Raw genomic sequence first — 22998 nt, forward strand, 5'->3', positions numbered from 1 at the left:
GCCCTGGTCGGCTGGGCTGTGGATGACGCATCGGGCTGGGTCCATGGGCGCCGGGGGTCGCTGTCGCCCGGTAGTGTCTTTCGGGTGGCGGACGGGCAGGACAGATCCCCGAAGCGGCGCGGGCCACGGCCTCCGGCGCCGCATCTTGGCGGGCCCCTTGGCAGCTCCGGCGCGGCGCCTGAGGAGGAGTTTCCGGCTGCGGGTTCGCTGGAGGGCGATGATGCCGGGCGGGCGGTGGGTCAGTCCGGCGAGTCGATTTCAGGGACGGTGTCGTCCGACAAGTCGGACTCGGTGGCCGAGAAGGTGACCGGTCGCCCTGGGGGCACATACCAGCCGCGCGTTGTGGCGACCGGTGCCACGAGTGGGACATACCAGCCGAAGGTGGTGGCAAGCGGCGCTACGAGCACTGCGGCTGCCAGGCCGGGAACAGGCGCCGGCGAGAAAGCCGCTAGCTCCACGGCACCGTCGAGCGGCGACGCCGAGCCGGCTGCGAGCGCTACGACTGGGACAGCCGCGGACACGGCAGGCAAGGCAGATGTGAAGGCCGGGCCTGAGGAGAAGGCCGACAACGGCAAGGCGGCCGCCGGGCCTGCCGCGGACGGCGCGGACGGCGCGGACGGCGCGGACGGCGCGGACGGCGCGGACGGCGCGGACGGCGCGGACGGCGCGGACGGCGCGGACGGTAAGGACGCGAACGGCAAGGACAAGGGTCCGGCCGCGACGGCCAAGCCGGACGGGGCGAACCCCGCCGACGCCACCGCAGCACTCAGCGGGGGCGGGCCGGCGGCAAAGACCAAGTCCGGATACCAGCCCTACTCCGCCGACCAGGCCGCCGGAACCGACAAGGCGACCGAGCCCGGCAAGGCCACAGAGCCCGGCAAGGCGACCGAGCACGGCAAGACCACAGAGCCCGGCAAGGCGACCGAGCACGGCAAGACCACAGAGCCCGGCAAGGCCGCGGACGACAAGCCGACCGGGACCGACAAAGCTGCCGGGACCGGTAAGGAAGCTCCCCCCGGAGACAAAACGGGCAAGGGCGGCACTCCCCCGGACAAGACCGCCCCCGAAGGCAAGACCGACACCGGCAGCAAGGCCGACGACAAAGACAAGGCCGAGGGCAAGGACAAGGCCGAGGGCAAAGACGAGGCCGGGAAGGACGGCAAGCCCGGGGACAAAACCCCGAGCACAACCGCCCCCACCGCAGCCGCAGTAGCCGCCGCCTCGCAGGGCCGGGCCACCCGGGTGCTGCGCCGAGCCAACCCCGTACGCGTAGTGCGCAGCACCGCCCGCAGCACCTCTGCCTGGGCCAAGCGCCCCAGCGGCCGCCTCATCCTCCCCGCCGTCATCGCCGTTCTTCTTCTCGGCGCCGCCGGGACAGCTGGTGCTTATCTCGTACCGCGGGCTTTGCAGTCTGTGCCGACGCCCAGCGTGACGCCCGGTTTCGGCCTTGACGCCGACGCTTCGGCCGGGGCTTCGGCCGGGGCGCTGCCGGGGCCCGGCGGCGTGCCCAGCGCTTCCGCCCCGGTCGTCGGCGGCGTCGTGCCGGGCACCCAGCCTCCCGTCGGCGGCGCGGTCGGCGGTGCGCGGCCGGCCGATGTCCTTGCTTCCTGGGCGCAGGACACCGGCACCCGGGCCGGCATCCCCGTTGTCGCCGTGCAGGCGTACGGCTACGCCGAGCTTGTGGTCGCCCGGACCACCCCCAGCTGTCATCTGAGCTGGACCACGATCGCCGCCATCGCCAAGGTGGAGTCCTCGCACGGCTCCGCCAACGGCGCTGTCCTCAATGTCGACGGGTCGGTGGCTCCGCCGATTTTCGGGTTGCCGTTGGACGGTAAGGGTGGGCGGCAGGAGATCCGGGACACCGATCAGGGTGCGCTCGATGGTGATTCGCAGTTCGATCGGGCGCTGGGTCCGTTGCAGTTCATCCCGCAGACCTGGAATTCGATCTCTGTCGGCAATGGTGTTGATGCCGACAACAATGGTGTCTCCGATCCCAACGACATCGACGACGCGTCGCTGGCCGCGGCCAAGTATCTGTGTCAGGGCGGGCGCGATCTCGCTCGGCCGGATGCCTGGTGGGACGCTATTTTGTCGTACAACGCGGTGCGGCCGTACGCGCAGAAAGTGTTCGATGCGGCCAACGAGTACGGGCAGCGCAGCCGGGTCTGAGCGACAACCCACAGTGACGGGTCGCGTACATTTGTCCATCCGGCACTTCCCTGAAGGTCCATGTACCGGCAAGCTGTACGGGTGAGGGTGCGTGAGTGGGATCCCCGGACCGCGTCGGCGGGGGAGATCCGATCGCTCGTGGAGACGTACAACGCGGTGCTGGCTGCCGATCTCCCCGACGATCCACCGTGGCAGGACGTGCAGGTAGTCGACTACCTGGCCGAGACCATGCCCGGTGAGCGCCGGATCAGCTGGGTCGCCGAGGACGACCGGCTCCCCGAGGGTGAGAGCACCATCTACGGCCACGTCAGTGTCCTGCTGCTCGGCGACATCGGCGTGCTGGAGGTGCTGGTCCATCCTGACCTGCGCCGCCGCGGCCTCGGCCAGCAGCTCGTCGGGGTCGCCGCACGCCGCGTCTATCTCGAGGGTTTCTCCTCCATCGGGGTCGAGGCGATCGGCGACACCCCGGCCATCGCGTTCTACGAGGCGCTGGGCTTCGAGCAGGAGTATGTGGAGACCCGCAGCGTTCTGACGCTGTCCAGCGTGGACTGGAACGCCCTGCACGCCATGGCCAACGGCATCAGCGCCGGCTACCGCGTCGAGTACCACCCCGGTGGGCCGCCGGCCGACCTGTTGGAGCCGTACGCGCAGGCCAAGCTGGAGGGGCAGGACGGTGACGACAACGACCTGGATCTGCGGCCGAGCTCGTCCGATCCGCAGCGGCTGCGGGACAGCCTCAACACCCTGCACCGCCGGGGCCTGAAACCGTACATCGTGCTGGCCATCCACGAGGCGTCCGGTGCGGTTGCCGGGCTGACCGAGGTGGTCGTGCCCGCGCAGCATCCCGAACGCGCCGACCAGTACGACACGATCGTCGTCCGCGAGCACCGCGGTTACGGCATCGACCGGGCGATCAAGGCCCGGATGCTGTTCGAGCTGCGGTCCGCCGAGCCCGGACTGCGCGAGGTGCAGACCTGGAACGCGCAGCACAACGAGTCCATGCTCAAGGTCAACGCGGAGCTCGGCTTCCAGTCCGACCGGGACTGGTACGAGTACGGCGTGGACGTGGGTCAGCTGGTGCAGAGACTCGAGCCCACCGACTGAGCTGTGGAGGCTCCGTGCGCTACCGCCGCTTCCTGCCCTTGCTCACCGTTCCGCTGCTGACCGCTGCCCTGTTCCCCGACGTGGCCCGGGCCGCCGACGAACCGCTGACCGTCGGCGCCGTGCAGGGTCCGACGACGGACGCCGAGAATCCGCGCACCGACCGGTCACCGCTGGCCAACCCGTCCGGCAACGGCACGAGCAGCGTCCTGTACGACGTACGCGGGGTCGTCACCCAGCGCACCCTGGCCCGCACCGCCGCGGGCGCCGACCAGCACGGGTTCTTCCTGCAGAGCCGTAGCGGCACCGACGACGGCGACCCGGCCAGCTCCGACGGGATCTTCGTCTTCATGGGCGCCTTCACGTCGCTGATCGGCGGCTATGTGCCGGCCGTGGGCGACGAGATCGTGGTCCGGGCCCGGGTGTCGGAGTTCTTCTCGCTGACCCAGCTGTCCGGCGCCTCGCTGGTCACCAAGCTGGCCGAGGGTGTGCCGCTGACCGACGTCCAGGTCGACGACGCGGCGCCGCCGGGCGAGCTGGCCGCCGCGGACCGCTTCTGGGAGCGGCACGAGGGCATGCAGCTGCGGGTCCGGGACAGCGCCGGGGTGGTCGCCGGCCGCAACGTGTTCAGTGGCACCGCGGACTCGGAGATCTGGGTCATCGACCGCGACGATCCGCTGCTGGACCGGGCCGACCCGTACGCCCGGCGGGTCTTCCGCGACGCGCATCCGCTGGACAATCTGCCCGGCCCGGTCGACGACGGCAACGGCGACCGGGTGCTGCTCGGCACGATGGGCGTGAAGGCCACCGCGGGTGACAGCGGCGTGCTGCTGCCACCGGCCAAGACCTTCGACCGGCTGTCCGGCGACGCGGTCGGCGGCCTCTACTACTCCTTCAACAAGTACGGCATCCAGCCGGCCACCGCCGCATTCACGCCCGGCCCGGACCCGTCGCGGAACAACCCGCCCGAGGCCGCCGCGCGCAGCACCGAGTTCGCCGTCTCGACGTACAACGTGGAGAACCTGTACGACTTCCGTGACGACCCGTTCGACGGCTGCGACTTCACCGGCAACACCGGCTGCCCCGGCGTCAGCCCGCCCTTCGACTACGTCCCGGCGAGCGAGGCGGCGTACCGGGAGAAGTTGGCCGACCTGGCCGACCAGATCGCCGCCGGGCTGCACTCCCCCGATCTGATCCTGGCCCAGGAAGCCGAGGACCAGGACATCTGCACGGTCACCGGCGGCGTTCTGACCTGCGGCGCGGTCAACGACGCGGACGGACAGCCGGACACGTTGCAGGAGCTGGCCCTGACGATCAAGGGCAACGGCGGTCCGGCGTACGCGGCCGCGTACGACCGCACCGGCGCCGACGCCCGCGGGATCACCGCCGCGTTCCTCTACCGCACCGACCGTCTCTCGCTGACCCCCGCGACCGCGGCCGACCCGGTGCTGGGCGCGGCACCGCAGGTCACCTACCGCGGCACCCCGCTGGCGAGCAACGCCGAGGTGTCCAACCCGAAGACGCTGAACGCGATCCTGCCGGCGGACGTGGACACCTCGACGGGTGTGGACGGCTCGAACGTCTTCACCCGGGCGCCGCAGGTCGCGCTCTTCGACATCAAGGCAGCGCCGGGTGCCGCCGAGCGGTTCCAGCTCTGGGCGGTCAGCAACCACTACTCGTCCGGGCCGGACACCCGGGTCGGGCAGCGCACCGAGCAGGCCGCGTACGGGGCGGCGATCACCACGGCGATCGAGGACACCCACGCGCACGCGCGGATCGCGTACAGCGGTGACCTGAATGTCTTCCCGCGCCCCGACGACCCGGTGCCGGCGGCTCCGGGCGACCAGCTCGGCCCGCTCTACGAGGCCGGGCTGCACAACCTGTGGGACGACCTGGTGGCGGACGCGCCCTCGTCGGCGTACTCGTACGTCTTCGACGGCTCGGCGCAGACACTGGACCACCTCTTCGTCAACGACGCCCTGCACGGCGACCTGATCGAGATGCGGGCGGCCCACCTCAACGCCGACTGGGCGGCGGCGGACGAGGGGAACGGCTCCAAGGGCTCCAGCGACCACGATCCCCAGGTCGCCCGCTTCCACTCCCGGGCGGCACTGTCGGTTGCGGACGCGAGCGTCGTCGAAGGAGACAGCGGCACCACGTCGCTGGTGTTCCCGGTGACGCTGTCCCGGCCGCTGAGCCGGGCGGTGACGATCTGTGCGAGCACGGTGCCGGGATCCGCGTGGGTGGGAGTCGACTTCACGCCGTACCTGGGCTGCCGGGTCCTGCCCGCGGGCGCGACCGGTCTCCCCTTCCCGGTGCAGGTCCGGGGTGACCGGTGGAAGGAGCCGGACGAGAAGCTGACGCTGGTGGTGGCCGGCCTGGCGGGCATCCGGCTCGCGGACGCCCGCGCGACGGGCACGATCCAGAACGACGACTGAGCCCACCCGCGGCGGAAAACCCATGCAAGTTCGTTACCTGAGGGGTACGGGCGGTCAGTAGCGCTCGCGCAGCAGCTGAGCGGCCTCGGTGGCCCAGTAGGTCAGCATGATCTGGGCCCCGGCCCGCTTGATCGAGGTCAGGGTCTCGAGCATGACGCCCTGCCGGTCGATCCAGCCCTTCTCCGCGGCCGCCTCGACCATCGCGTACTCGCCGGAGACCTGGTAGGCGGCGACCGGCACGTCGCCCCGCTCCCGCACGGCGGCGATCACGTCGAGATACGGCAGCGCCGGCTTCACCATGACCATGTCGGCGCCCTCGGCGACGTCCAGCTCGACCTCGCGCAGCGCCTCCCGGACGTTGCCCGGGCTCTGCTGGTAGGTGCGGCGGTCACCCTGCAGGCTGGACTCGACGGCCTCGCGGAACGGGCCGTAGAAGGCACCCGCGTACTTCGCCGAGTAGGCCAGCACCGAGACGTCCTGGTGACCGGCCTGGTCGAGGGCCTTGCGGACCACCCCGACCTGGCCGTCCATCATCCCGGACGGGCCGACGACGTGCGCCCCGGCCTCGGCCTGGGCCACCCCCATCCGGCCGTAGATCTCCAGGGTGGCGTCGTTGTCGACCGTGCCGTCCGGGGCGAGGACGCCGCAGTGCCCGTGCGAGGTGAACTCGTCCAGGCACAGGTCGCCCATGACCACGGTGGCGTCGCCGACCTCGGCGATCAGGTCACGGAGGCCCACGTTGAGGATGCCGTCCGGGTCGAGGCCGGCCGAGCCGGTCTCGTCCTTGTTGGCGTTGTCCGGGACGCCGAAGAGCATCAGGCCACCGACCCCGGCCGAGACCGCCTCGTGGGCGGCCTTGCGCAGCGACTCCCGCGAGTGCTGCATGACGCCAGGCAGCGAGCTGATCGGCCGAGGCTCGGTCAGACCCTCTTTGAGGAACAGCGGCAGGATCAGTTCGGCCGGTGCGACCCGGGTCTCCTCGACCAGGCGCCGCAGGGCGGCGGTACGGCGCAGACGCCGCGGACGCACATCGGGGAACGCCATGCTCACTCCCTCAGCCAGGCCGGCCGCGTGAGCCGGCGGAACCGGGCCGGTCGGACAACCGCCCCGGCCAGGCCGGCAACAGCGCCGGTCCGGCGAAACCGGGCCGGCGCGGAGCCGGCGCGGCAGTGCGGCGGACCGGCCCGTCACCGGGCCGGTCCGCGTCAGATCAGCGGAAACGCAGGGCCGTCGGGCCCTGGACCTTCGAGCCGCGGCGCTGCTTGGCCGGCATCGCCGCCAGCTTCTCGCGCAGCTCCACCGCGTACGACGCCAGGGCCTCGACCAGGTCGGGGACCGACGCGTGCTGGGGCTGGACGTCGACGCGCAGGCCGAACTCCGTGGCCGTCTCGGCCGTCTTCGGGCCGATCACCGCGACGACCGTGCGGGCGTGCGGCTTGCCCGCGATGCCGACCAGGTTGCGGACCGTCGAGGACGAGGTGAACAGCACCGCGTCGAAGCCGCCCGACTTGATCGCGTCGCGGATGTCGGCCGGCGGCGGGGCCGCGCGGACCGTGCGGTACGCCGTGACGTCGTCGACCTCCCAGCCGCGCTCGATCAGGCCCGCGGCCAGCGTCTCGGTGGCGATGTCGGCCCGCGGCAGCAGCACCCGGCCGACCGGGTCGAGGATCTCGTCGTGCGGCGAGAACTCGGCCAGCAGGCCCTCGCTGGACTGGTCCCCGGCCGGGATGAGCTCCGGCTGGATGCCGAACGCGCGGACGGCGTCGGCGGTCGCCTCACCGATGCAGGCGATCTTGACACCGCCGAAGTGGCGGGCGTCCAGGCCGTGCTCGGCGAACTTCTCCCAGACCGCGCGGACCGCGTTCACCGAGGTGAAGACCACCCAGGCGTACCGGCCGTCGACCAGGCCCTTGACCGCGCGTTCCATCTGCGCGGGGGTGCGCGGCGGCTCGACGGCGATCGTCGGCACCTCGCACGGGATGGCCCCGTACGCCCGCAGCCGGGCACTCATCGCGCCGGCCTGCTCCTTGGTGCGCGGGACGAGGACCTTCCAGCCGTACAGGGGGCGGTTTTCCCACCAGCTCAACTTGTCGCGCTGGGCGACCTCCGCGCCGACGGTGAGCACGACCCGGCCGGTGAAGCCGAGCGCCGCCGCGACGAAGCTGTCCACCGACGAGGTGGTCGTGTACTGCGTCTCGCCGGTGCCGTCGCCGGTCACGCCGACCGGCGTGCCCGGCTCGACGCCCGCGGCCAGCAGACCGTCGCGGACGGCGGCGAGGTCGCCGGCGTCCACGGCGACCGCGAACGAGCCCTTGACGGCGGCCGCGGCCAGCGCGTCGAAGTCGAGCGCGGTGACGTCGTCGATGTCGGCCGCGGTGCGTACGCCGGGCAGCGGCACACCCGCGTAGGTGGCCACCCCCTCGGCCTGGCCCAGGCCGGGCACGACCTCGAAGTGCACGGCGGTCCGGGCGACGGCCTGGACCTCCTTGACGACGGCCTCGTGACCGAACGGGTCACCGGCGACCAGGTGCACCGCCGACAGGCCGGACTTGGCCGCGGAGAGCAGCACCTTGGCGACGTCGCCGGGTGCGCCCTCGGCGGGGCTGAACTGGGTGTCGCCCTTGGCTTCCGCCCGGATGGCCGCGAGCAGCGACTCGGGCACCCCACGGTCGTAGACGACCTGGTCGGCGTCGGCGAGGGTGTCGTGAGCCCGGCGGGTCAGCAGGCCGGGATCGCCGGGTCCGGCGCCGACGAAAGCGATACGCCCTGCGGACTTGCGGGCGGTGCGGGTGGTCATTCTGTGCTCCCCATCAGGGTGTCGGCGCCGTTGTCGAGGAGATCGGCGGCGAGCGCCTTGCCGATCTCCGCCGCGTCGGCGGGCGTTCCGGTGCGCGACAGCCGGACAGCTCGGGCCCCGTCCGGGCTGATCACCGCACCGCGCAGGTAGATCTCGTCGCCTTGCTCGCCTTCGGCGAGCTCGGCGTGTGCCGCGACCGGTGCGGAGCAACCGGCCTCGAGCGTGGCGAGCATCGCCCGTTCCGCCGTGACGGCGGCGCGGGACGGTGCATGATCGAGTGCGGCCAGCAGCTCGACCAGGTCTGCGTCGTCGGATCGGCACTCGATCGCCAGCGCCCCCTGGGCGGGGGCGGGCAGCATGAGCATCGGGTCCAACGTCTCCGTGATCTCGGCGGCCCGGCCGAGACGCACCACGCCGGCCCGGGCCAGGACAACCGCGTCGAGGTCGGCCTCGGGGCCGAGCACCCTCGCGATGCGGCTGTCGACATTGCCGCGGATCGGCGTGACCTGCAACTGTAGGCCCAAAGCATGCAGTTGCGCGATTCGGCGCACCGCGCCCGTGCCGATCGTGGCGCCCGGCGCCAGCTCCGCGAGGGTCTTGTTGTCCCGGGCGATGAGCGCGTCCCGCGGGTCCTCACGCTGCGGGATGGCCGCGATGTGCAGACCCGGGTGCTGGCCCGTGGGCAGGTCCTTGTACGAGTGGACGGCGAAGTCGATCTCCTTCGCCGTGAGCGCGTCGCGCAGCGCGGAGACGAAGACCCCCACGCCGAGCTGCGCCACCGGCGCGACGGAACGATCACCGGCTGTGACGATGCGCACCAGCTCGACCGGGCGGCCGGTCGCGGCGGTCAGCGAGTCGGCGACGAGCTGGGACTGGGCGAGCGCGAGGGCGCTACCCCGGGTGCCGAGGCGCAGCGGTGTGCTCACGCTTGTCCTCCGATCTCGGGTACGGCGTCGGCCTTGGTGGCGTGCGGGACGTCGAGGTCGAACAGCTCCCTCAGCAGGGCCGCGTACTGGTCGCCGCCGGGCTCGGCGGCGAGCTGACGGACCCGTACGGTCGGTGAGTGCAGCAGCTGCTGGACGACCCGGTGCAGGGTACGGGAAACGTCGGCCCGCTGCTCCTCGGTGAATTCCGGCCGGCGCGCGGAGAGCTTGCGCAGCTCGGCGCTGACCACGTCGTCGGCGCGGGTGCGCAGGGCGGCCACGGTCGGCGCCACCTCGGCCCCGCGCAGCCAGGCGAGGAAGTGCTCGACCTCGGCGGCGACGATCTGCTCGACCGCGGCGGTCTCGGCGGCGGCCGGCAGGGTGCGCCGGCTCGTGGCCAGGCTGTCGATGTCGACCACGGTGACGCCGGACAGCGCGCCGACCTCGGGGGCCACGTCGCGCGGCACGGCCAGGTCGAGCACCACCAGCGGCTTTTCCCGGCCGGCCAGGGTGGCGGCGGTCAGCACCGGCTCGGTGGACGCGGTGGCGCAGACCACGATGTCGGCCGCGGCGATGGCCTGCTCGAGCGCGTCGAAGGGGACCGCGGTGGCGCCGTACGCCTCGGCGAGCCGGTCGGCCCGGGCCGCGCCGCGGTTGGTGATCTGGAGCGGTCCGACACCGGAACGGGTCAGCGTCGCCACGGAGAGCGCGCCCATCGCACCGGCCCCGACCACCAGGCCGGTGCGCCCGGTCAGGTCGCCACCGAAGGTCGCGGCGGCCACGTCGAGGGCGGCGGTGACGACACTCTGCCCGGCCCGGTCGATGCCGGTCTCGGCGTGCGCCCGCTTGCCGACGCGCAGCGCCTGCTGCATCAGCTCGTGCAGCAGCCGGCCGGCGGTGTCCGTCTCGGTGGCCGCGTGGTACGCGTCGCGGAGCTGGCCGAGGATCTGCGCCTCGCCCACGACCATCGAGTCGAGGCCGGCCGAGACCCGGAACGAGTGGCGCACGGCCGCCTCGTCGTAGTGCACGTAGAGGTGGGCGGCGAGGTCCTTGGCCCCGATGCCGGACTGCTCGGCGAGCACGTTGCAGACGTCGCCGAGGCCGCCGTGGAAGCCGGAGACGGCCGCGTAGATCTCGACGCGGTTGCAGGTGGACAGGACCACGGCCTCGCCGACATACGGCTGCGCGACGAGCTTCTGCAGCACGGCCGGGATGTCGGACCGGGCGATGACCAGGCGTTCCAGGGTGTCGATCCCGGCCGTCCGGTGGGACGCGCCGACACTGAGCAGATTCACGACCCGACCGCCTCCTGGTTGCCCGCCTCCGGTGAGCGCCCGCCGGGGATCGCCGTCAGCGACGCCTTGCGGTGCTCGTGGAAGGAGAGGATCTGCAGTTCGATGGCGAGATCGACCTTGCGCACGTCGACGCCCGCCGGGACCGACAGCACGCAGGGCGCGAAGTTGAGGATGCTGGTGACCCCCGCAGCCACCAGATCGTCGGCGACGGCCTGCGCGGCGCCCGCCGGGGTGGCGATCACGCCGATGGTGATGCCCTCCTCGACGACGGCCTGGCCGAGCTCGTCGATGTGCCGCACGGTCAGGCCGTTGAGCGGCTTGCCGACCTGCTCGGCGTCGGCGTCGAACAGGGCCACTATGCGGAACCCGCGGCTGGCGAAGCCGTCGTAACCGGCCAGCGCGTGGCCGAGGTTACCGACGCCGACGAGCGCCACGGCGCGGCGCTGGTCGAGACCGAGGATGTACTCGATCTGGTCGATGAGCAGGGCGACGTCGTAGCCGACGCCGCGGGTGCCGTACGACCCCAGGTGCGAGAGGTCCTTGCGCAGCTTGGCCGAATTGACCCCCGCCGCCGCGGCGAGGCCTTCGCTGGAGACCGTTTCGGAACCGGTCTCGGCGAGGTTGTGCAGGGCGCGAAGGTATTCGGGTAGCCGCGCGATCGTCGCCTCCGGAAGATCCGGGAAGGCCGGGACTGCGCCGGTGGTGGCCGGCGTGCTTCCTTGACGCTGCTGACTCATCTGACTCCGTGCCGACGAGGCGAACCTACGGTGAGCCCTGCTGCAGGTCCTGGACCGGTGACGCCTGCTGGGACCGGCTGTGATAGCGGGGCTCGTCGGAGTCACAGAGTAGGCGCTTGTGAAGGCGTGCACAAATCGCGATCTTGATAGCGGAACTGGACAAAGATCGAGTCGGCGTGTTATCCGCCGGCCCTCTGCCGAGTATTACCGCTCGCCACCCTGGTATGCCAATGACGTCGACATTCCGACGACGAGTATCACAGCGTCTGCGCGAGACGCACCGCATCGACCAGGGTGTCCGTCACCGGACGGCCGCTGGCCCGCAGCCGGGCCGGCTCGGTGAAGCCGCCGGTGTAGAGCACGCACGCGGCGCCGACGGACTCGGCCGCCTCGGCGTCGTCCAGCGAGTCGCCGATCAGCACCACCTGCCCGCCGGGGATGCCCAGCTCGGCCAGGTGCCGCGCGAGGTGGCCGGCCTTGAGCCCGCCGTCGACCTCGGTGGGCCGCCCGTCGATGCGGGTGAACATGCCGGCGAGGCCGTACGTCTGCACCGCGGGCACCAGCTCGTCGTGGAACCACATGCTCAGCAGCGACTGGCTGCCCGGCCAGGCCTTGATCGCGGCCTCGGCGTCGGCGGCCAGCGAGGTGGTGGTCAGCCCGACCCGGTACGCCTGGTGGAAGATCCGGTCGAGCTCCTCGAACTCCTCGGCGTCGACCGCCCGGCCGAGGATCTCGGCGTAGAACTCGGCGACCGGGCGGCGGAAACGCTGCCGGTGCTCGTCGGCGTCGACGCTGCGCCCGCCGACCGCCTGGAAGGTGTGATTGGTCGAGGAGACGACCAGCGACAGGTCGTCGAGCAAGGTGCCGTTCCAGTCCCAGACAAGGTGAGTTCGAGCCACCGCGCGAGATTACAGGCGGGGGGCACCCGCTGGTCTACCCAAATCCCGCAACAGGCGATCTTCCTCGACGCGCCAGTAGCCGTGCTCCTTGCCGTCCAGCAGCACCACCGGCACCCGGTCGCCGTAGTCGCGTTCCAGCTCCACCGAGTCGGCGATCTCGACCCGGGTCCACTGCCCGGGGGCGATCCGGTCCAGCGTCTGCTCGGCCACCTCGCACAGATGGCAGCCGTCCCGGCTGATGAGGGTGATCCGGGTCATCGCAGTGCTCCCTTGCGTACCTTGCCGATGGCCGAGTGCGGCAGCTCGGTGACCAGCTCGATGCCGGCCGGCAGCTTGAACCGGGCCAGCTGGGCGGCGCAGTAGACCTGCAGCTCGGCGGGGGTGGGCGGGGGGTCGAGGGCGGGCACGACGTAGGCGTACGGGGCCTGCCCGGTCAGCTGGTCGGGGATGGCGATCACCGCCGCCTCGGCCACGCCCGGGTGCGCGTCGAGCACCCGTTCGATCTCGGCCGGATAGACGTTGAAGCCGTTGACCAGGATCAGCTCGCCGATCCGGTCGACCAGCACCAGGTCGCCGTCGGCGTCGGCGTACGCGATGTCGCCGGTGCCCCACCAGCCGTCGGCGTCCGGGCCGTCGTGAGCGTCCGGCCAGTACCCGGAGAAGAGGTTCGCGCCGCGCACCACGATCTCCCCCGGGTCGGTGCCCGCGCTGACCTCCAGGTCGAGGTCCAGCTCGGCGTCCTCCTGGACGTCCGCGACGAGCCCGTCGCGCCACAGCACCTCGCCGTCGGCCGTGCGCAGCAGCAGAGACACCCCGGGCAGCGGGCGGCCGATCGAGCCGGTCTTCTCCCGGTGACTGACCGCGGTCGTGGTGAGCACCGGGGCGGCTTCGGTCAGGCCGTACCCGACCAGCACGGTCTTGCCGGTCGCGGCCGTGAAGGCGGCCGCGTCGGCCGGGTCGAGCGGCGCCGCGCCGCACACGGCCGTCCGCACCGCCGCCAGGGCCTCGCGCGCGGCGGGCTCGCGGGCCCACGCGGCATACATGGACGGCACCCCGATCACGGCTGTGACCTGGTGTTTCGCCATCAGGGAGAGGGTCGCCGCCGGCTCGAAGCGGTCCACCAGCACGCCGCAGGCGCCGTAGTGGGCGATCGCGCCGAGGCCGGTGTTCAGCCCGTAGGCGTGGAAGAACGGGATGGCCAGCAGGACCACGTCGGTGGCGCTCAGCACCGGGGGCTCGATGAGCGCGAGCTGATCGTGATTGGCGGCGAGCGCACGGTGGGTGAGCATGGCGCCCTTCGGCCGCCCGCTGGTCCCGGAGGTGTAGAGCAGGACCGCGAGGTCGTCGGCGGCGGGCGCGGGATGCGGCGCGTCCGCTCCCCCGGATGCCAGCTCCCGCACCGGTACGGCTACCCCCTCGGACAACCGCAACCGGCCCAGCACCGCATCATCGGCAACCACCCGGGCGGCCGAACTGTCGGTCAGCGCGAAGGTCAGCTCGTCGGCGGTGTAGCCGGGATTGAGCGGCACCGCGACCAGCCCGGCCCGCAGCACCGCGAAGTAGGCGACGGCGAACTCGACGGTGTTGCCCAGCACCAGGGCCACCCGATCGCCCGCGGCGGTGCCGGCGGCCAGCCGAGCAGCCCCGCGCGAGACGCGTTCGTCCAGCTCAGCCCACGTGACGACGGTGTCGCCGGCGATCAGGGCGGGGGCGTCGGGGCGCTGCCGCGCGGATGTGCGGACCGGGTCGCGCGCGCTGTTATCCACGACGCCCGAGTCTGGCACAGAAGACCCTCGATCGGGTGGCCGGACGGCCGGTCCGGCTCCCCTTTCGAGGTGTCCTACATGGTGACAGATGTTCTTGATGTGCAGTCTGCGCCACTTCGGAGTAATTTCGCACAGCGCACACAGTGTGCGACTGCCCGTGGTCAAGCTCCGCAATACTTCCCGTCTGTGTAACGGAGTCCACATCCGTGGGTGAGGTCGGCCTGCCCTTTGCGGCCGCCCCACCCCTTTTGTACGTGGATCCGGTTCTGGACACCCCTCATCGACGGCCCGCCGGGTCAAGGAGGCGCAGTGAGTCATGTGTACGCCGGCGATCCGTACAGCCGTGATGTGTTCGCGGCGCGTCTCGCGCTCTCGGAGGGCCTGAGCGCCCTCCGCCGGGGCATCGACGGCACGATCGCGCACGCGATCCGCAGCGACGGACCCAAGCGGACCCGGAACCGGCCGCACATCAACGAGTCCCCGAGCCGGCACCTGCCGCCGACGGGGAACGCCAAGCCGGGCAGCGGGCGGGTGGCCGTACCGGGCCGGCCCGCACAGCCCCCGCAGCAGGCCGGCCCGGACCGGCGGGCCGGAACGACCGACGAGACGGTCGTGGTCCCGACCCAGAGCACCACCGGGCCACCGAGCGAGGCCGAACCACCGAAGTATCCGGCGCGTCCCGACCCGGGTGACGCCGCCGCCGAGGTGTGGGCCCTGGTCGAGCGGGCCCAGGCCGGCGAGTCGGCCGCCTTCGGCCTGATCTACGACCGGTACGTCGACACGGTCTTCCGGTTCGTCTACTTCCGGGTCGGCAACCGCCAGCTCGCCGAGGACCTCACCTCCGACACGTTCCTGCGGGCGCTCAAGCGGATCGGCAGCTTCACCTGGCAGGGCCGTGACCTGGGCGCCTGGCTGGTCACCATCGCCCGCAACCTGGTCGCCGACCACTTCAAGTCCGGCCGCTACCGGCTCGAGGTGACCACCGGCGACGTGCTGGACGCCGACCGCGAGGACCGGGGTCCCGAGGGCAGCCCGGAGGCCGCCGTCGTCGACCACATCACCAACGTGGCGCTGCTCACCGCGGTCAAGCAGCTCAACCCCGAGCAGCAGGAGTGCATCGTGCTGCGCTTCCTGCAGGGCTTCTCGGTGGCCGAGACCGCACAGACCATGGGCAAGAACGAAGGTGCCATCAAGGCACTGCAGTACCGGGCCGTCCGGGCACTGGCCCGGTTGCTGCCCGAAGGGTTCCAGTGGTGACGGCAATTCACCGTATGTCGATCTCTGTGAGCCTCGCCGCCCAGCTGACACCCGTAACCGGGCCCGCCCGTCGCGCGTTTGTCCGGATGCGACCAGTGGTGGGCCGTCGGCCCGCCGGTTCCGTCGCGACCGCCGGCAATCTCACCGGCGAATCAGTCACGAGCGAAGGGAGGTGCCCGCGGTGAACTTGAACATCTTCGATCGCCGGAGCGCCGAGCGCTTCGCGGAGCTGCTCGACGAGACCAACGGCGGCCGTCGCCATCACACCCGGGGGCAGGCCGACGAGCAACTCGCCGAGCTGGTCGCCATCGGGCACAGCCTCTCCGCGGCACGGTCCGGGGTCCACGTGGATCCCGAGTTCCGCACCGGCCTGCGAGCGATGCTCGTGGCCACGGCCGAGCGGGACGGTATCGGGGCGACCGCCACAGCCACCGAGCAGGAGCCGGCCGAGCCGGTCCGCAAGATGCTCGGCAAGACCGGCCGCCGGATCCGTGCCCGCGGTGCGATCGTCATCGGCGTCGCCGCCGGTGCCATGGCCGTCTCGGGCATCTCCGCAGCGAGCGAGAACGCCGCACCGGGCGACGCCCTGTACGGCGTCAAGCGCTCCACCGAACGGGCCCAGCTGGCCATGGCCGGCTCCGACGTCACCCGGGGTCAGCTGTCGTTGACCTTCGCCCGCAACCGGCTCGCCGAGGCGGCCGCGATGAAGGGTGACAACCCGAGGTTCCGGCAGGTCCTCGGCGACATGGACAACGACACCCGCCAGGGCGTCAAGCTGCTCACGTCCGCCGCCGTGGCCCGCAAGGACAAGACGCCGCTGACCTCGGTCGACACCTTCGTCGAGAACCAGCGGCGGGTGCTCAACCCGCGGCTGGACCGGCTCAGCCCGGACAACCGGGAACGGGCGCAGACCTCGATCAAGCTGCTCGACTCGGTGCACGAGCGGGCCAAGGACCTGCGCGCCGGGCTCGCCTGCGACACGGTGACCCAGTCCGGCGGCGACGCGATCGGTCCGAAGCTGCGCGACTGCACGACCGGCGCCGCCACCACCTCGCCCGACGAGCAACCGTCGGGTCAGGGGCAGCGGGAAGCGACGACCGGCAGCGGCAACAAGGGCGACGCCGGCAAGAAGGCCAAGCCGAAGGACACCGGGGAGCCCACGGCCGACCCGACCCGCGGCGGCGAGGCCGTCGAGCCCGACGCCGAGGTGCCGGCGACCAGCACTCCGGCGGAGACCCCGGAGCCGCTGCTCACCGAGGATCCGACCGGTGTCGTCCCCGACGAGGGGGACAAGGGCCTGCTCGGCGGGCTGCTGGGGAACCTCTTCGGTAGCTGAGTCAAGTTCTGAACGTGGCGAGGGGCGGTGTCCGACTGCGAAAGTCGGGGCCGCCCCTCACTGCACATGCTACAAGCCGAACGGGTCCGGGCGCTTCTCCAGAAGAGTGTGCAATGTGGCCTGGATCGTCTCGCGGACCTCATCGGCCAGGTTGTAGACGACCATCGGATCGTCGGCGTACTCGGTCAGGTGCGCGGTCGGGATCGGCGGGCAGAACTCGATCAGCCACTTGCTGGGCAGCGGGACCAGGCCCAGCGGCCCGAGCCACGGGAACGTCGGCGTGACCGGGAAGTACGGCATGCCGAGCAGCCGGGCCAGCGGCTTGAGGTCGGCCAGGATCGGATAGATCTCCTCGGCGCCGACGATCGCCACCGGCACGATCGGGGTGCCGGTGCGCAGCGCCGCCGAGACGAAGCCGCCCCGTCCGAAACGCTGGAGCTTGTAACGCTCCGAGAAGCGCTTACCGATGCCCTTGAAACCCTCGGGGAACACCCCGACCAGCTCGCCCTCGCTCATCAGGCGCTCGGCGTCCGGGTTGCAGGCCACCGTGGCCCCGGCCTTGCGGGCCAGCTCGGACAGCACCGGCAGCCGGAACACCAGGTCGGCGCCGAGCAGCCGCAGGTGTCGGTCGCTCGGGTGCTGGTCGCGCAGGGCGACGGTCAGCATCAGCGCATCCAGGGCGAGCGTGCCCGAGTGGTTGCCGACCACGAGACCGCCGCCGGTGTCCGGCACGTTCTCGATGCCGAACACCTCGGTGCGGAACCAGTCGCGGTAGAGCACCTTGAGCATCGGCTGGAAGACCGCGTCGTTGAGCTCGGGGTCGAAGCCGAAGTCGTCGACCTCGTACGCCCCGGCCAGCCGCCGCCGCAGGAAGGCGAGCCCGTTGGCCACCCGCTGGTCCCAGACGTCGATCGGGCCCGGCGGCGGCTCCGGCTCGGGGGCGCTCGCCTCGATCTGGGCCGGCGCGTGGCCGTCGGCGGCGGGCAGGGCCCGGCGGCGGCCCGGCCGGTTGCCGTTCAAGGGCTTCGGCGCCCGGGCCACGGGCAGCTCGAAGTCCGCGTGCCCGGGCAGCGCGGCGTGATACTCGTCCTGCGTCATGAGGATGCGTGCTCCTGGTCCTGCGTCGCGGCGGCCCGGACCCGGCGGATGCCGTCGAGGATCGCGCGCTCGGCAGCGGCCAGCCGGTCGGCGCTCAGCGCCTGGCCGGTGCGGTGACCGTGGATGAAGTCGTCGAAGGCGGCCGCGGTCGTACGCGGGCTGAAGCCGAACTCCTTGACCAGCCGGCTGGTGTCGACCACCCGGCCGTGCACGAACAGGTCGATCTGGTCCAGGCCGATCTGACCGACGCCGACGTTGCGGGCCAGCGCGGCGACCGAGGACAGCGTGCCCTCGGGCAGCGGCAGGGAGATCCGGCCGGCCCGGCGTACGGCCTGGGACAGCGCCAGCACGCCCGCGCCGGCCACGTTGAACGTGCCGGGGTGGTCCTCGACCACCGAACGGTGCAGGATCTCCAGCGCGTCGTCGACGTGCACGAACTGCAACCGGGCGTCGCGGCCCAGCACGGTCGGGATCACCGGCTGCGCGAAGTAGCGGGTAAGGGAGGTCTCGGCGGTGGAGCTGAGGAACGGCGCGAACCGCAGCACGGTGGCGGCGACCTCGGGCCGGCGGCGGCGGAACCCACGCACGTAGCCCTCGATGTCGAGGATGTCGCGCGCGAAGGAACCCCGCGGGACGGCCCGGGGCTCGGTGTCCTCGGTGAAGACGGCCGGGTCGCGGAACGAGGCGCCGTACGCGGCCGTGGAGGAGCGCACCACCAGCTTGCGCAGCCGGTCGGCCCCCTGGGCGGCGGCGAGCAGCTGCATCGTGCCGATGACGTTCTGCTCTTTCATCGCCGCGCGGCCACCGCTGTGCGGATCGGGCGCGCTGGTGACCGCCAGGTGCACGACCGCCTCGGCACCGAGCTCGGCGATGGCACCGCTCGCGGCGCGCGCGTCAGCCTGGATCAGCTCGACGTCCGCCAGCAGGCCCGCGAGGGCGGGCGGCGGATCGAGCGGATCCAGGCCGATGACACGTTCGACACGGGGATCCGCGGCGAGCCGGGCGGCGACCCGGGCACCGAGGAATCGGCTGACCCCGGTGACCACGACGACCCTCGGCGGGGCCGCGGGAGAAGACGTCACCACGGGCGCGCCTTTCGCATGCGGCGGTGAGGAAGGCAAGTGACCGGGCCGGGCGTCACGCCCGGCCGGACATCACTTGCCGAGACGGCGACGCTGGACGCGGGTCTTGCGCAGCAGCTTACGGTGCTTCTTCTTCGCCATACGCTTGCGACGCTTCTTGACCACGGAGCCCATACGAAATGCCTCTCGAAACCATGTGGGGCCGGTCCCTGCGCACCCGCAGGCACACCCGACCGAGCTTGACGGCGGCCCGCCCCGCACCGGCGCCGAACAGGAAGCGCACAGGTGTCACGGGGGCGGACCGCTCCAGCGTAGCGGCCCGGCCGGGTCGGGACCAACACGGCCCCATGGTCACGCCGTTTGGCTGAAGGCTCCCCGCAGGTACGTGTGGACGGCGTGCTCCGGCACCCGGAACGAACGACCGACCCGTACGGCACTGAGCTCGCCGCCGTGCACGAGCCGGTAGACGGTCATCTTGGACACCCGCATCAGGGCGGCCACCTCGGCCACGGTCAGGAAGCGCACCTCGGCGAGGCGCTCCTCGGCTTGGGCTGGACCCGTCATCTCCTCGCACCGATCCTTTCGCAGGCGCCTCCGCCGCGGCCGTCAGGCCGTGCGCCGCGGCGGGCGGGCGCGCGTGTCATCAGTACGGTATCGAGACTCCTGTGATCAAGGCGATGCGTTCCGTGAAATAACCACAAAAAGTCAAGCCGACACGCCCCTTGTGGCGTGTTCTCCCCCGAAAGGTGACTTACTTCTTGCTGGTCAGGGCCTTGCCGAAGAACGCCACGTTGGCCGGGCGCTCGGCCAGGCGGCGCATCAGGTAGCCGTACCACTGGTCGCCGTAGGGCACGTAGACGCGCATGGTGTGGCCGGCGGCGGCCAGCCGGGCCTGCTCCTCCGGGCGTACGCCGTAGAGCATCTGGAACTCGAACTCGTCGGCCGAGCGGTCGAACCAGCGGGCCCGGTCCTCGGCGATGGCGATCAGCCGTGGGTCGTGGGTGGCGATCATCGGATAGCCGTCGCCCGACATCAGGATGTTGAGGCAGCGCACGTACGCCTTGTCCACGTCGAGCGCGGACTGGTAGGCGACCGACTCGGGCTCCGCGTACGCGCCCTTGCACAGCCGCACCCGCGAGCCGGTGGTGGCCAGCTCCCGGCAGTCACCCTCGGTCCGGCGCAGGTACGCCTGCAGGACCGCCCCCGTGCCCGGGTGGTCCTTGCGCAGCTCAGCGAGGATTTCCAGGGTGGAATCGGTGGTGGTGTGGTCCTCGGCGTCCAGCGTGACCGTGGTGCCCGCCGCGGCCGCCGCGGCACAGATCTCCTGCGCGTAGCCGAACGCCATCCGGTCGTCGACCTTCTGCCCCAGCGCGGACAGCTTGACGCTGACCTCGGCCGCCGGGGTCAGGCCGGCGCCGCTGAGCCGGCCCAGCAGGGTCAGGTACTGGTCGCGGGTGGCGGTCGCCTGCTCGGCCGTCAGCGTGTCCTCACCCAGGTAGTCCAGGCTGATCGCGAGGCCGTCGTCGGCGAGCTCCCGGCTCGCGCGCAGAGCATCGTCGACACCGGCACCGGCCACGAACCGGCGGACGACGCCCTTGCTGACCGGGGCGGAGGAGATCAGCCGCTCCATCCGGGACGACCCGGCGGCGGCGAGAAAGACGGAACGGAGCATGCGCCGAGCGTATCGCCCGTCCTCGCAACCCTCGCGGTAGAGCTGTCTTTGTCCTTCGCGATGCGGCTACGGTTGTCGGGTGAACTTCGATGCGTACGCGCGTACGGCCGTCGAGCTGGTGAATGCCGGGCTCGCCGACCTCGATGGTCTCCGGGCACTGTTCAGCGAGGAGCAGGCCTGGATGCGGGACGAGGTGGGCGAGAAGGACCTCGGGGTCTTCCGCCGGGCCCAGCGCCGGCTGCGCGACGTCTTCGAGTACGGCACCACCGGGCGCGACGCCGACGCCGTCACCGAGCTGAACGCGCTGCTGGAGGCGTACCCGGTGCAGCCGCGCATCTCCGGGCACGACGCGTCCGACTGGCACATGCACGTCACCAGCCGGGGTGCCTCGGTCAGCGCGGAATACCTGGCCGGTGCGGTCTGGGGCCTGTCGGTCTGGCTCTGTGAGTACGGCAGTGCCCGCTTCGGCATCTGCGCCGACGAGCGCTGCGGCAACGTCTATCTCGACACGTCGTCCAACAACTGCCGGCGCTTCTGCTCGGAGCGCTGCGCGACCCGCTCGCACGTGGCCGCGCACCGGGCCCGCAAGCGCGCCGCGACCCTCACCCCCGCGTAGCGGCCGGGGTCGCCGTCGCGGCGGGCGCCAGGTGGTGCCGGGCGAAGGCGAGCGACTCGCGCAGGTCGGCCTCGCGGACCGCGCGGCTGGTCACCTTACGGGTGGAGACCTCGAGGGCCACCGAGCCCTTGAAGCCCCGCCCGGCCAGCGACTGCAGCAGCTCGGCGCACGGCTGATTGCCCCGCCCGGGCACCAGGTGCTCGTCGCGGCCCTCGCCGGTGCCGTCGCCCAGGTGCACGTGCTTGAGGCCCCGGCCCATCCGGTCGGCCAGCTCCATCGAGTCCGTCCGCGAGGCGGCGGCGTGCGACAGGTCCAGCGTGTACGCGTCGTAGCCCGCCTCGGTGGGATCCCAGCCCGGCACGTACGGCACGAAGGTGCGCCCGGCCATCCGGACGGGGTACATGTTCTCGATCGCGAAGGTGATGTCCGGGTGGCGCACCTGGAGCTTGGCCAGGCCACCGGCGAAGTTGCGGGCGTAGTCACGCTGCCAGGTGAACGGCGGGTGCACGACCACGGTCGGCGCGCCCAGGGTCTCGGCGAGCTGGGCGGCCCGGTCGAGCCGTTCCCACGGGTCCGGGCTCCACACCCGCTGGGTCACCAGCAGGCACGGCGCGTGCACCGACAGCACCGGAACCTCGTAGTGATCGGCGAGGCCCTGCAGGGCGCCGGCGTCCTGGCTGACGGCGTCCGTCCACACCATGACCTCGACACCGTCGTAGCCCACCGTCGCCGCCATCTCGAACGCGGCAGCGGTCGGCTCGGGGAAGACCGACGAGCTGGACAGGAGTACGGGGACACGGGAAGTCACCCGTCAAGCGTAGACCCGTCCGGCACACCCGCCAGATCCCAGTCGGGATATAAGCGGGCGAAACGCTCCGCCGCCCGGGGGTTTACCACCCGCACGCGTACGCTGTCGCAGGTGAGTCGCCGCACCCAGATACGCATCGTGATGGACGAGGCGGCCGCCGCCCGTGCCCGCGAAGTTCCGCTCGACTTCCCCCGGGAATGGCTCGAGTTCACCGACCCCGCCGACGACCAGCACGTGGTCCGGGCCGACCTGACCTGGCTGCTGTCCCGCTGGACCTGTGTCTTCGGTTCCGCCTGCCACGGCATCGTGGCCGGCCGGGCCCAGGACGGCTGCTGCTCGCACGGGGCGTTCTTCACCGACGCCGACGACGAGGCCCGCACCAAGAACGCCGCGGCCAAGCTGACGCCCGAGACCTGGCAGCACTACCGGCGCGGTTTCAAGAACTACACCGCGATGGACACCATCGACGGCGAGAAGCCCGCACGCCGGACGGCGACCCAGTCCAAGGACGGGCCGTGCGTGTTCCTCAACGACGCCGACTTCGCCGGGGGTGGCGGCTGCGCGCTGCACGCCCAGGCGCTGCGCGACGGCGTGCACCCGCTGACCTACAAGCCGGACGTCTGCTGGCAGTTACCGGTGCGCCGCGAGCAGGACTGGACGAAGCGGCCCGACGGCACGAAGTACCTGCTGTCCACGCTGACCGAGTTCGACCGGCGCGGCTGGGGTCCCGGCGGGCACGACCTGGACTGGTGGTGCACGTCCTCACCGGACGCGCACGTCGGCACCGAGCCGATGTTCAAGTCGTACGCGCCCGAGCTGATCGCGCTGGTCGGCCAGGAGGCGTACGACGAGCTGGCCCGGCTCTGCGACATCCGCCTGCAGTCCAAGCTGGTCGCGCCGCACCCGGCGACGGTCGCGGCAGAGGCCGCCCGGGCACCGAAGAAGCGCGGCGGACGTGAGCCGGCGACCCCGCCGCAGGCGAGCTGACCATTGACGGGGGTCCA

20 protein-coding genes and 1 pseudogene are annotated in these 22998 nt (G+C 71.9%); 7 read left to right on the plus strand and 14 right to left on the minus strand.

The window, feature by feature from the left end:
* The first annotated feature begins 84 nt into the window (after positions 1-84).
* From AB0C12_RS08580 to AB0C12_RS08590, 3 genes and pseudogenes are all read left to right on the plus strand, one after another.
* The gene (locus AB0C12_RS08580) at positions 85-2169 is read left to right on the plus strand and encodes a hypothetical protein (protein WP_360545639.1); all 2085 of its coding nucleotides are present in this window, start codon (positions 85-87) and stop codon (positions 2167-2169) included.
* Between the two features lie 81 nt (positions 2170-2250).
* Positions 2251-3273 carry a GNAT family N-acetyltransferase gene (locus AB0C12_RS08585; protein ID WP_360545641.1) on the plus strand — a complete coding sequence of 341 codons (1023 nt, stop codon included), beginning with the start codon at positions 2251-2253 and terminating at the stop codon, positions 3271-3273.
* A 104-nt stretch (positions 3274-3377) separates the two neighbouring features.
* A pseudogene (locus AB0C12_RS08590) lies at positions 3378-5708 on the plus strand (endonuclease); the annotation flags it as partial.
* A 54-nt stretch (positions 5709-5762) separates the two neighbouring features.
* Here the strand turns inward: AB0C12_RS08590 and hemB are convergent.
* The 8 genes from hemB to AB0C12_RS08630 all read right to left on the minus strand — a co-directional run bounded on the left by hemB (position 5763) and on the right by AB0C12_RS08630 (position 14125).
* The gene (gene hemB / locus AB0C12_RS08595) at positions 5763-6752 is read right to left on the minus strand and encodes a porphobilinogen synthase (protein ID WP_360545643.1); all 990 of its coding nucleotides are present in this window, start codon (positions 6750-6752) and stop codon (positions 5763-5765) included.
* Positions 6753-6918: 166 nt separating this feature from the next.
* Positions 6919-8505 carry a uroporphyrinogen-III synthase gene (locus tag AB0C12_RS08600; protein WP_212986481.1) on the minus strand — a complete coding sequence of 529 codons (1587 nt, stop codon included), beginning with the start codon at positions 8503-8505 and terminating at the stop codon, positions 6919-6921.
* On the minus strand, positions 8502-9431 hold the full coding sequence (gene hemC, locus AB0C12_RS08605; protein ID WP_360545646.1) for a hydroxymethylbilane synthase: 930 nt from the start codon (positions 9429-9431) through the stop codon (positions 8502-8504). The genes AB0C12_RS08600 and hemC overlap by 4 nt, the downstream gene beginning before the upstream one ends.
* The gene (locus AB0C12_RS08610) at positions 9428-10723 is read right to left on the minus strand and encodes a glutamyl-tRNA reductase (protein ID WP_360545648.1); all 1296 of its coding nucleotides are present in this window, start codon (positions 10721-10723) and stop codon (positions 9428-9430) included. Before AB0C12_RS08610 ends, hemC begins: the two co-directional genes overlap by 4 nt.
* Positions 10720-11460 carry a redox-sensing transcriptional repressor Rex gene (locus AB0C12_RS08615; RefSeq protein WP_212986484.1) on the minus strand — a complete coding sequence of 247 codons (741 nt, stop codon included), beginning with the start codon at positions 11458-11460 and terminating at the stop codon, positions 10720-10722. Before AB0C12_RS08615 ends, AB0C12_RS08610 begins: the two co-directional genes overlap by 4 nt.
* A 257-nt stretch (positions 11461-11717) precedes the next feature.
* Positions 11718-12359 (minus strand): HAD hydrolase-like protein, encoded by a 642-nt coding sequence (locus tag AB0C12_RS08620; protein ID WP_360545650.1) that lies wholly within the window; start codon positions 12357-12359, stop codon positions 11718-11720.
* Positions 12360-12368: 9 nt separating this feature from the next.
* Positions 12369-12617, minus strand: coding sequence for a glutaredoxin family protein (locus AB0C12_RS08625; RefSeq protein ID WP_360545652.1), 249 nt, complete (start codon positions 12615-12617; stop codon positions 12369-12371).
* Positions 12614-14125 carry an AMP-binding protein gene (locus AB0C12_RS08630; protein ID WP_360545654.1) on the minus strand — a complete coding sequence of 504 codons (1512 nt, stop codon included), beginning with the start codon at positions 14123-14125 and terminating at the stop codon, positions 12614-12616. Before AB0C12_RS08630 ends, AB0C12_RS08625 begins: the two co-directional genes overlap by 4 nt.
* A 402-nt stretch (positions 14126-14527) precedes the next feature.
* On the opposite strand from AB0C12_RS08630, the gene AB0C12_RS08635 reads away from it, so the two are divergent.
* Both AB0C12_RS08635 and AB0C12_RS08640 read left to right on the plus strand, forming a co-directional pair.
* On the plus strand, positions 14528-15382 hold the full coding sequence (locus AB0C12_RS08635; RefSeq protein WP_246594822.1) for an ECF subfamily RNA polymerase sigma factor, BldN family: 855 nt from the start codon (positions 14528-14530) through the stop codon (positions 15380-15382).
* Positions 15383-15563: 181 nt separating this feature from the next.
* Positions 15564-16718 carry a DUF5667 domain-containing protein gene (locus tag AB0C12_RS08640; protein ID WP_360545656.1) on the plus strand — a complete coding sequence of 385 codons (1155 nt, stop codon included), beginning with the start codon at positions 15564-15566 and terminating at the stop codon, positions 16716-16718.
* Between the two features lie 69 nt (positions 16719-16787).
* On the opposite strand, the gene AB0C12_RS08645 is transcribed toward AB0C12_RS08640, so the two are convergent.
* From AB0C12_RS08645 to AB0C12_RS08665, 5 genes are all read right to left on the minus strand, one after another.
* Positions 16788-17816 (minus strand): lysophospholipid acyltransferase family protein, encoded by a 1029-nt coding sequence (locus tag AB0C12_RS08645; protein ID WP_360545658.1) that lies wholly within the window; start codon positions 17814-17816, stop codon positions 16788-16790.
* The gene (locus AB0C12_RS08650; RefSeq protein WP_360545660.1) at positions 17813-18901 is read right to left on the minus strand and encodes an NAD-dependent epimerase/dehydratase family protein; all 1089 of its coding nucleotides are present in this window, start codon (positions 18899-18901) and stop codon (positions 17813-17815) included. Before AB0C12_RS08650 ends, AB0C12_RS08645 begins: the two co-directional genes overlap by 4 nt.
* A 69-nt stretch (positions 18902-18970) precedes the next feature.
* A complete protein-coding gene (locus AB0C12_RS08655; protein ID WP_007465623.1) occupies positions 18971-19072 on the minus strand; it encodes an AURKAIP1/COX24 domain-containing protein in 102 nt (33 codons plus the stop codon).
* Between the two features lie 177 nt (positions 19073-19249).
* A complete protein-coding gene (locus tag AB0C12_RS08660; protein WP_125803603.1) occupies positions 19250-19462 on the minus strand; it encodes a helix-turn-helix domain-containing protein in 213 nt (70 codons plus the stop codon).
* A gap of 187 nt (positions 19463-19649) precedes the next feature.
* Positions 19650-20570: a proline dehydrogenase family protein gene (locus AB0C12_RS08665; protein WP_360545662.1), complete on the minus strand. Its 921-nt coding sequence runs from the start codon at positions 20568-20570 to the stop codon at positions 19650-19652.
* A gap of 79 nt (positions 20571-20649) precedes the next feature.
* Here AB0C12_RS08665 and AB0C12_RS08670 point away from each other — a divergent pair, with 79 nt between their 5' ends.
* On the plus strand, positions 20650-21186 hold the full coding sequence (locus AB0C12_RS08670) for a CGNR zinc finger domain-containing protein (protein WP_360545664.1): 537 nt from the start codon (positions 20650-20652) through the stop codon (positions 21184-21186).
* Here the strand turns inward: AB0C12_RS08670 and AB0C12_RS08675 are convergent.
* Complete coding sequence (locus AB0C12_RS08675) at positions 21173-21994, minus strand: sugar phosphate isomerase/epimerase (protein WP_360545666.1); 822 nt, start codon at positions 21992-21994, stop codon at positions 21173-21175. The genes AB0C12_RS08670 and AB0C12_RS08675 overlap by 14 nt on opposite strands.
* A gap of 141 nt (positions 21995-22135) precedes the next feature.
* Here AB0C12_RS08675 and AB0C12_RS08680 point away from each other — a divergent pair, with 141 nt between their 5' ends.
* On the plus strand, positions 22136-22981 hold the full coding sequence (locus tag AB0C12_RS08680; protein WP_360547075.1) for a hypothetical protein: 846 nt from the start codon (positions 22136-22138) through the stop codon (positions 22979-22981).
* Positions 22982-22998: the final 17 nt, after the last annotated feature.

This window comes from Actinoplanes sp. NPDC048967 (genome assembly GCF_040649415.1).
In the GTDB taxonomy this organism is placed as follows: Bacteria; Actinomycetota; Actinomycetes; order Mycobacteriales; family Micromonosporaceae; genus Actinoplanes.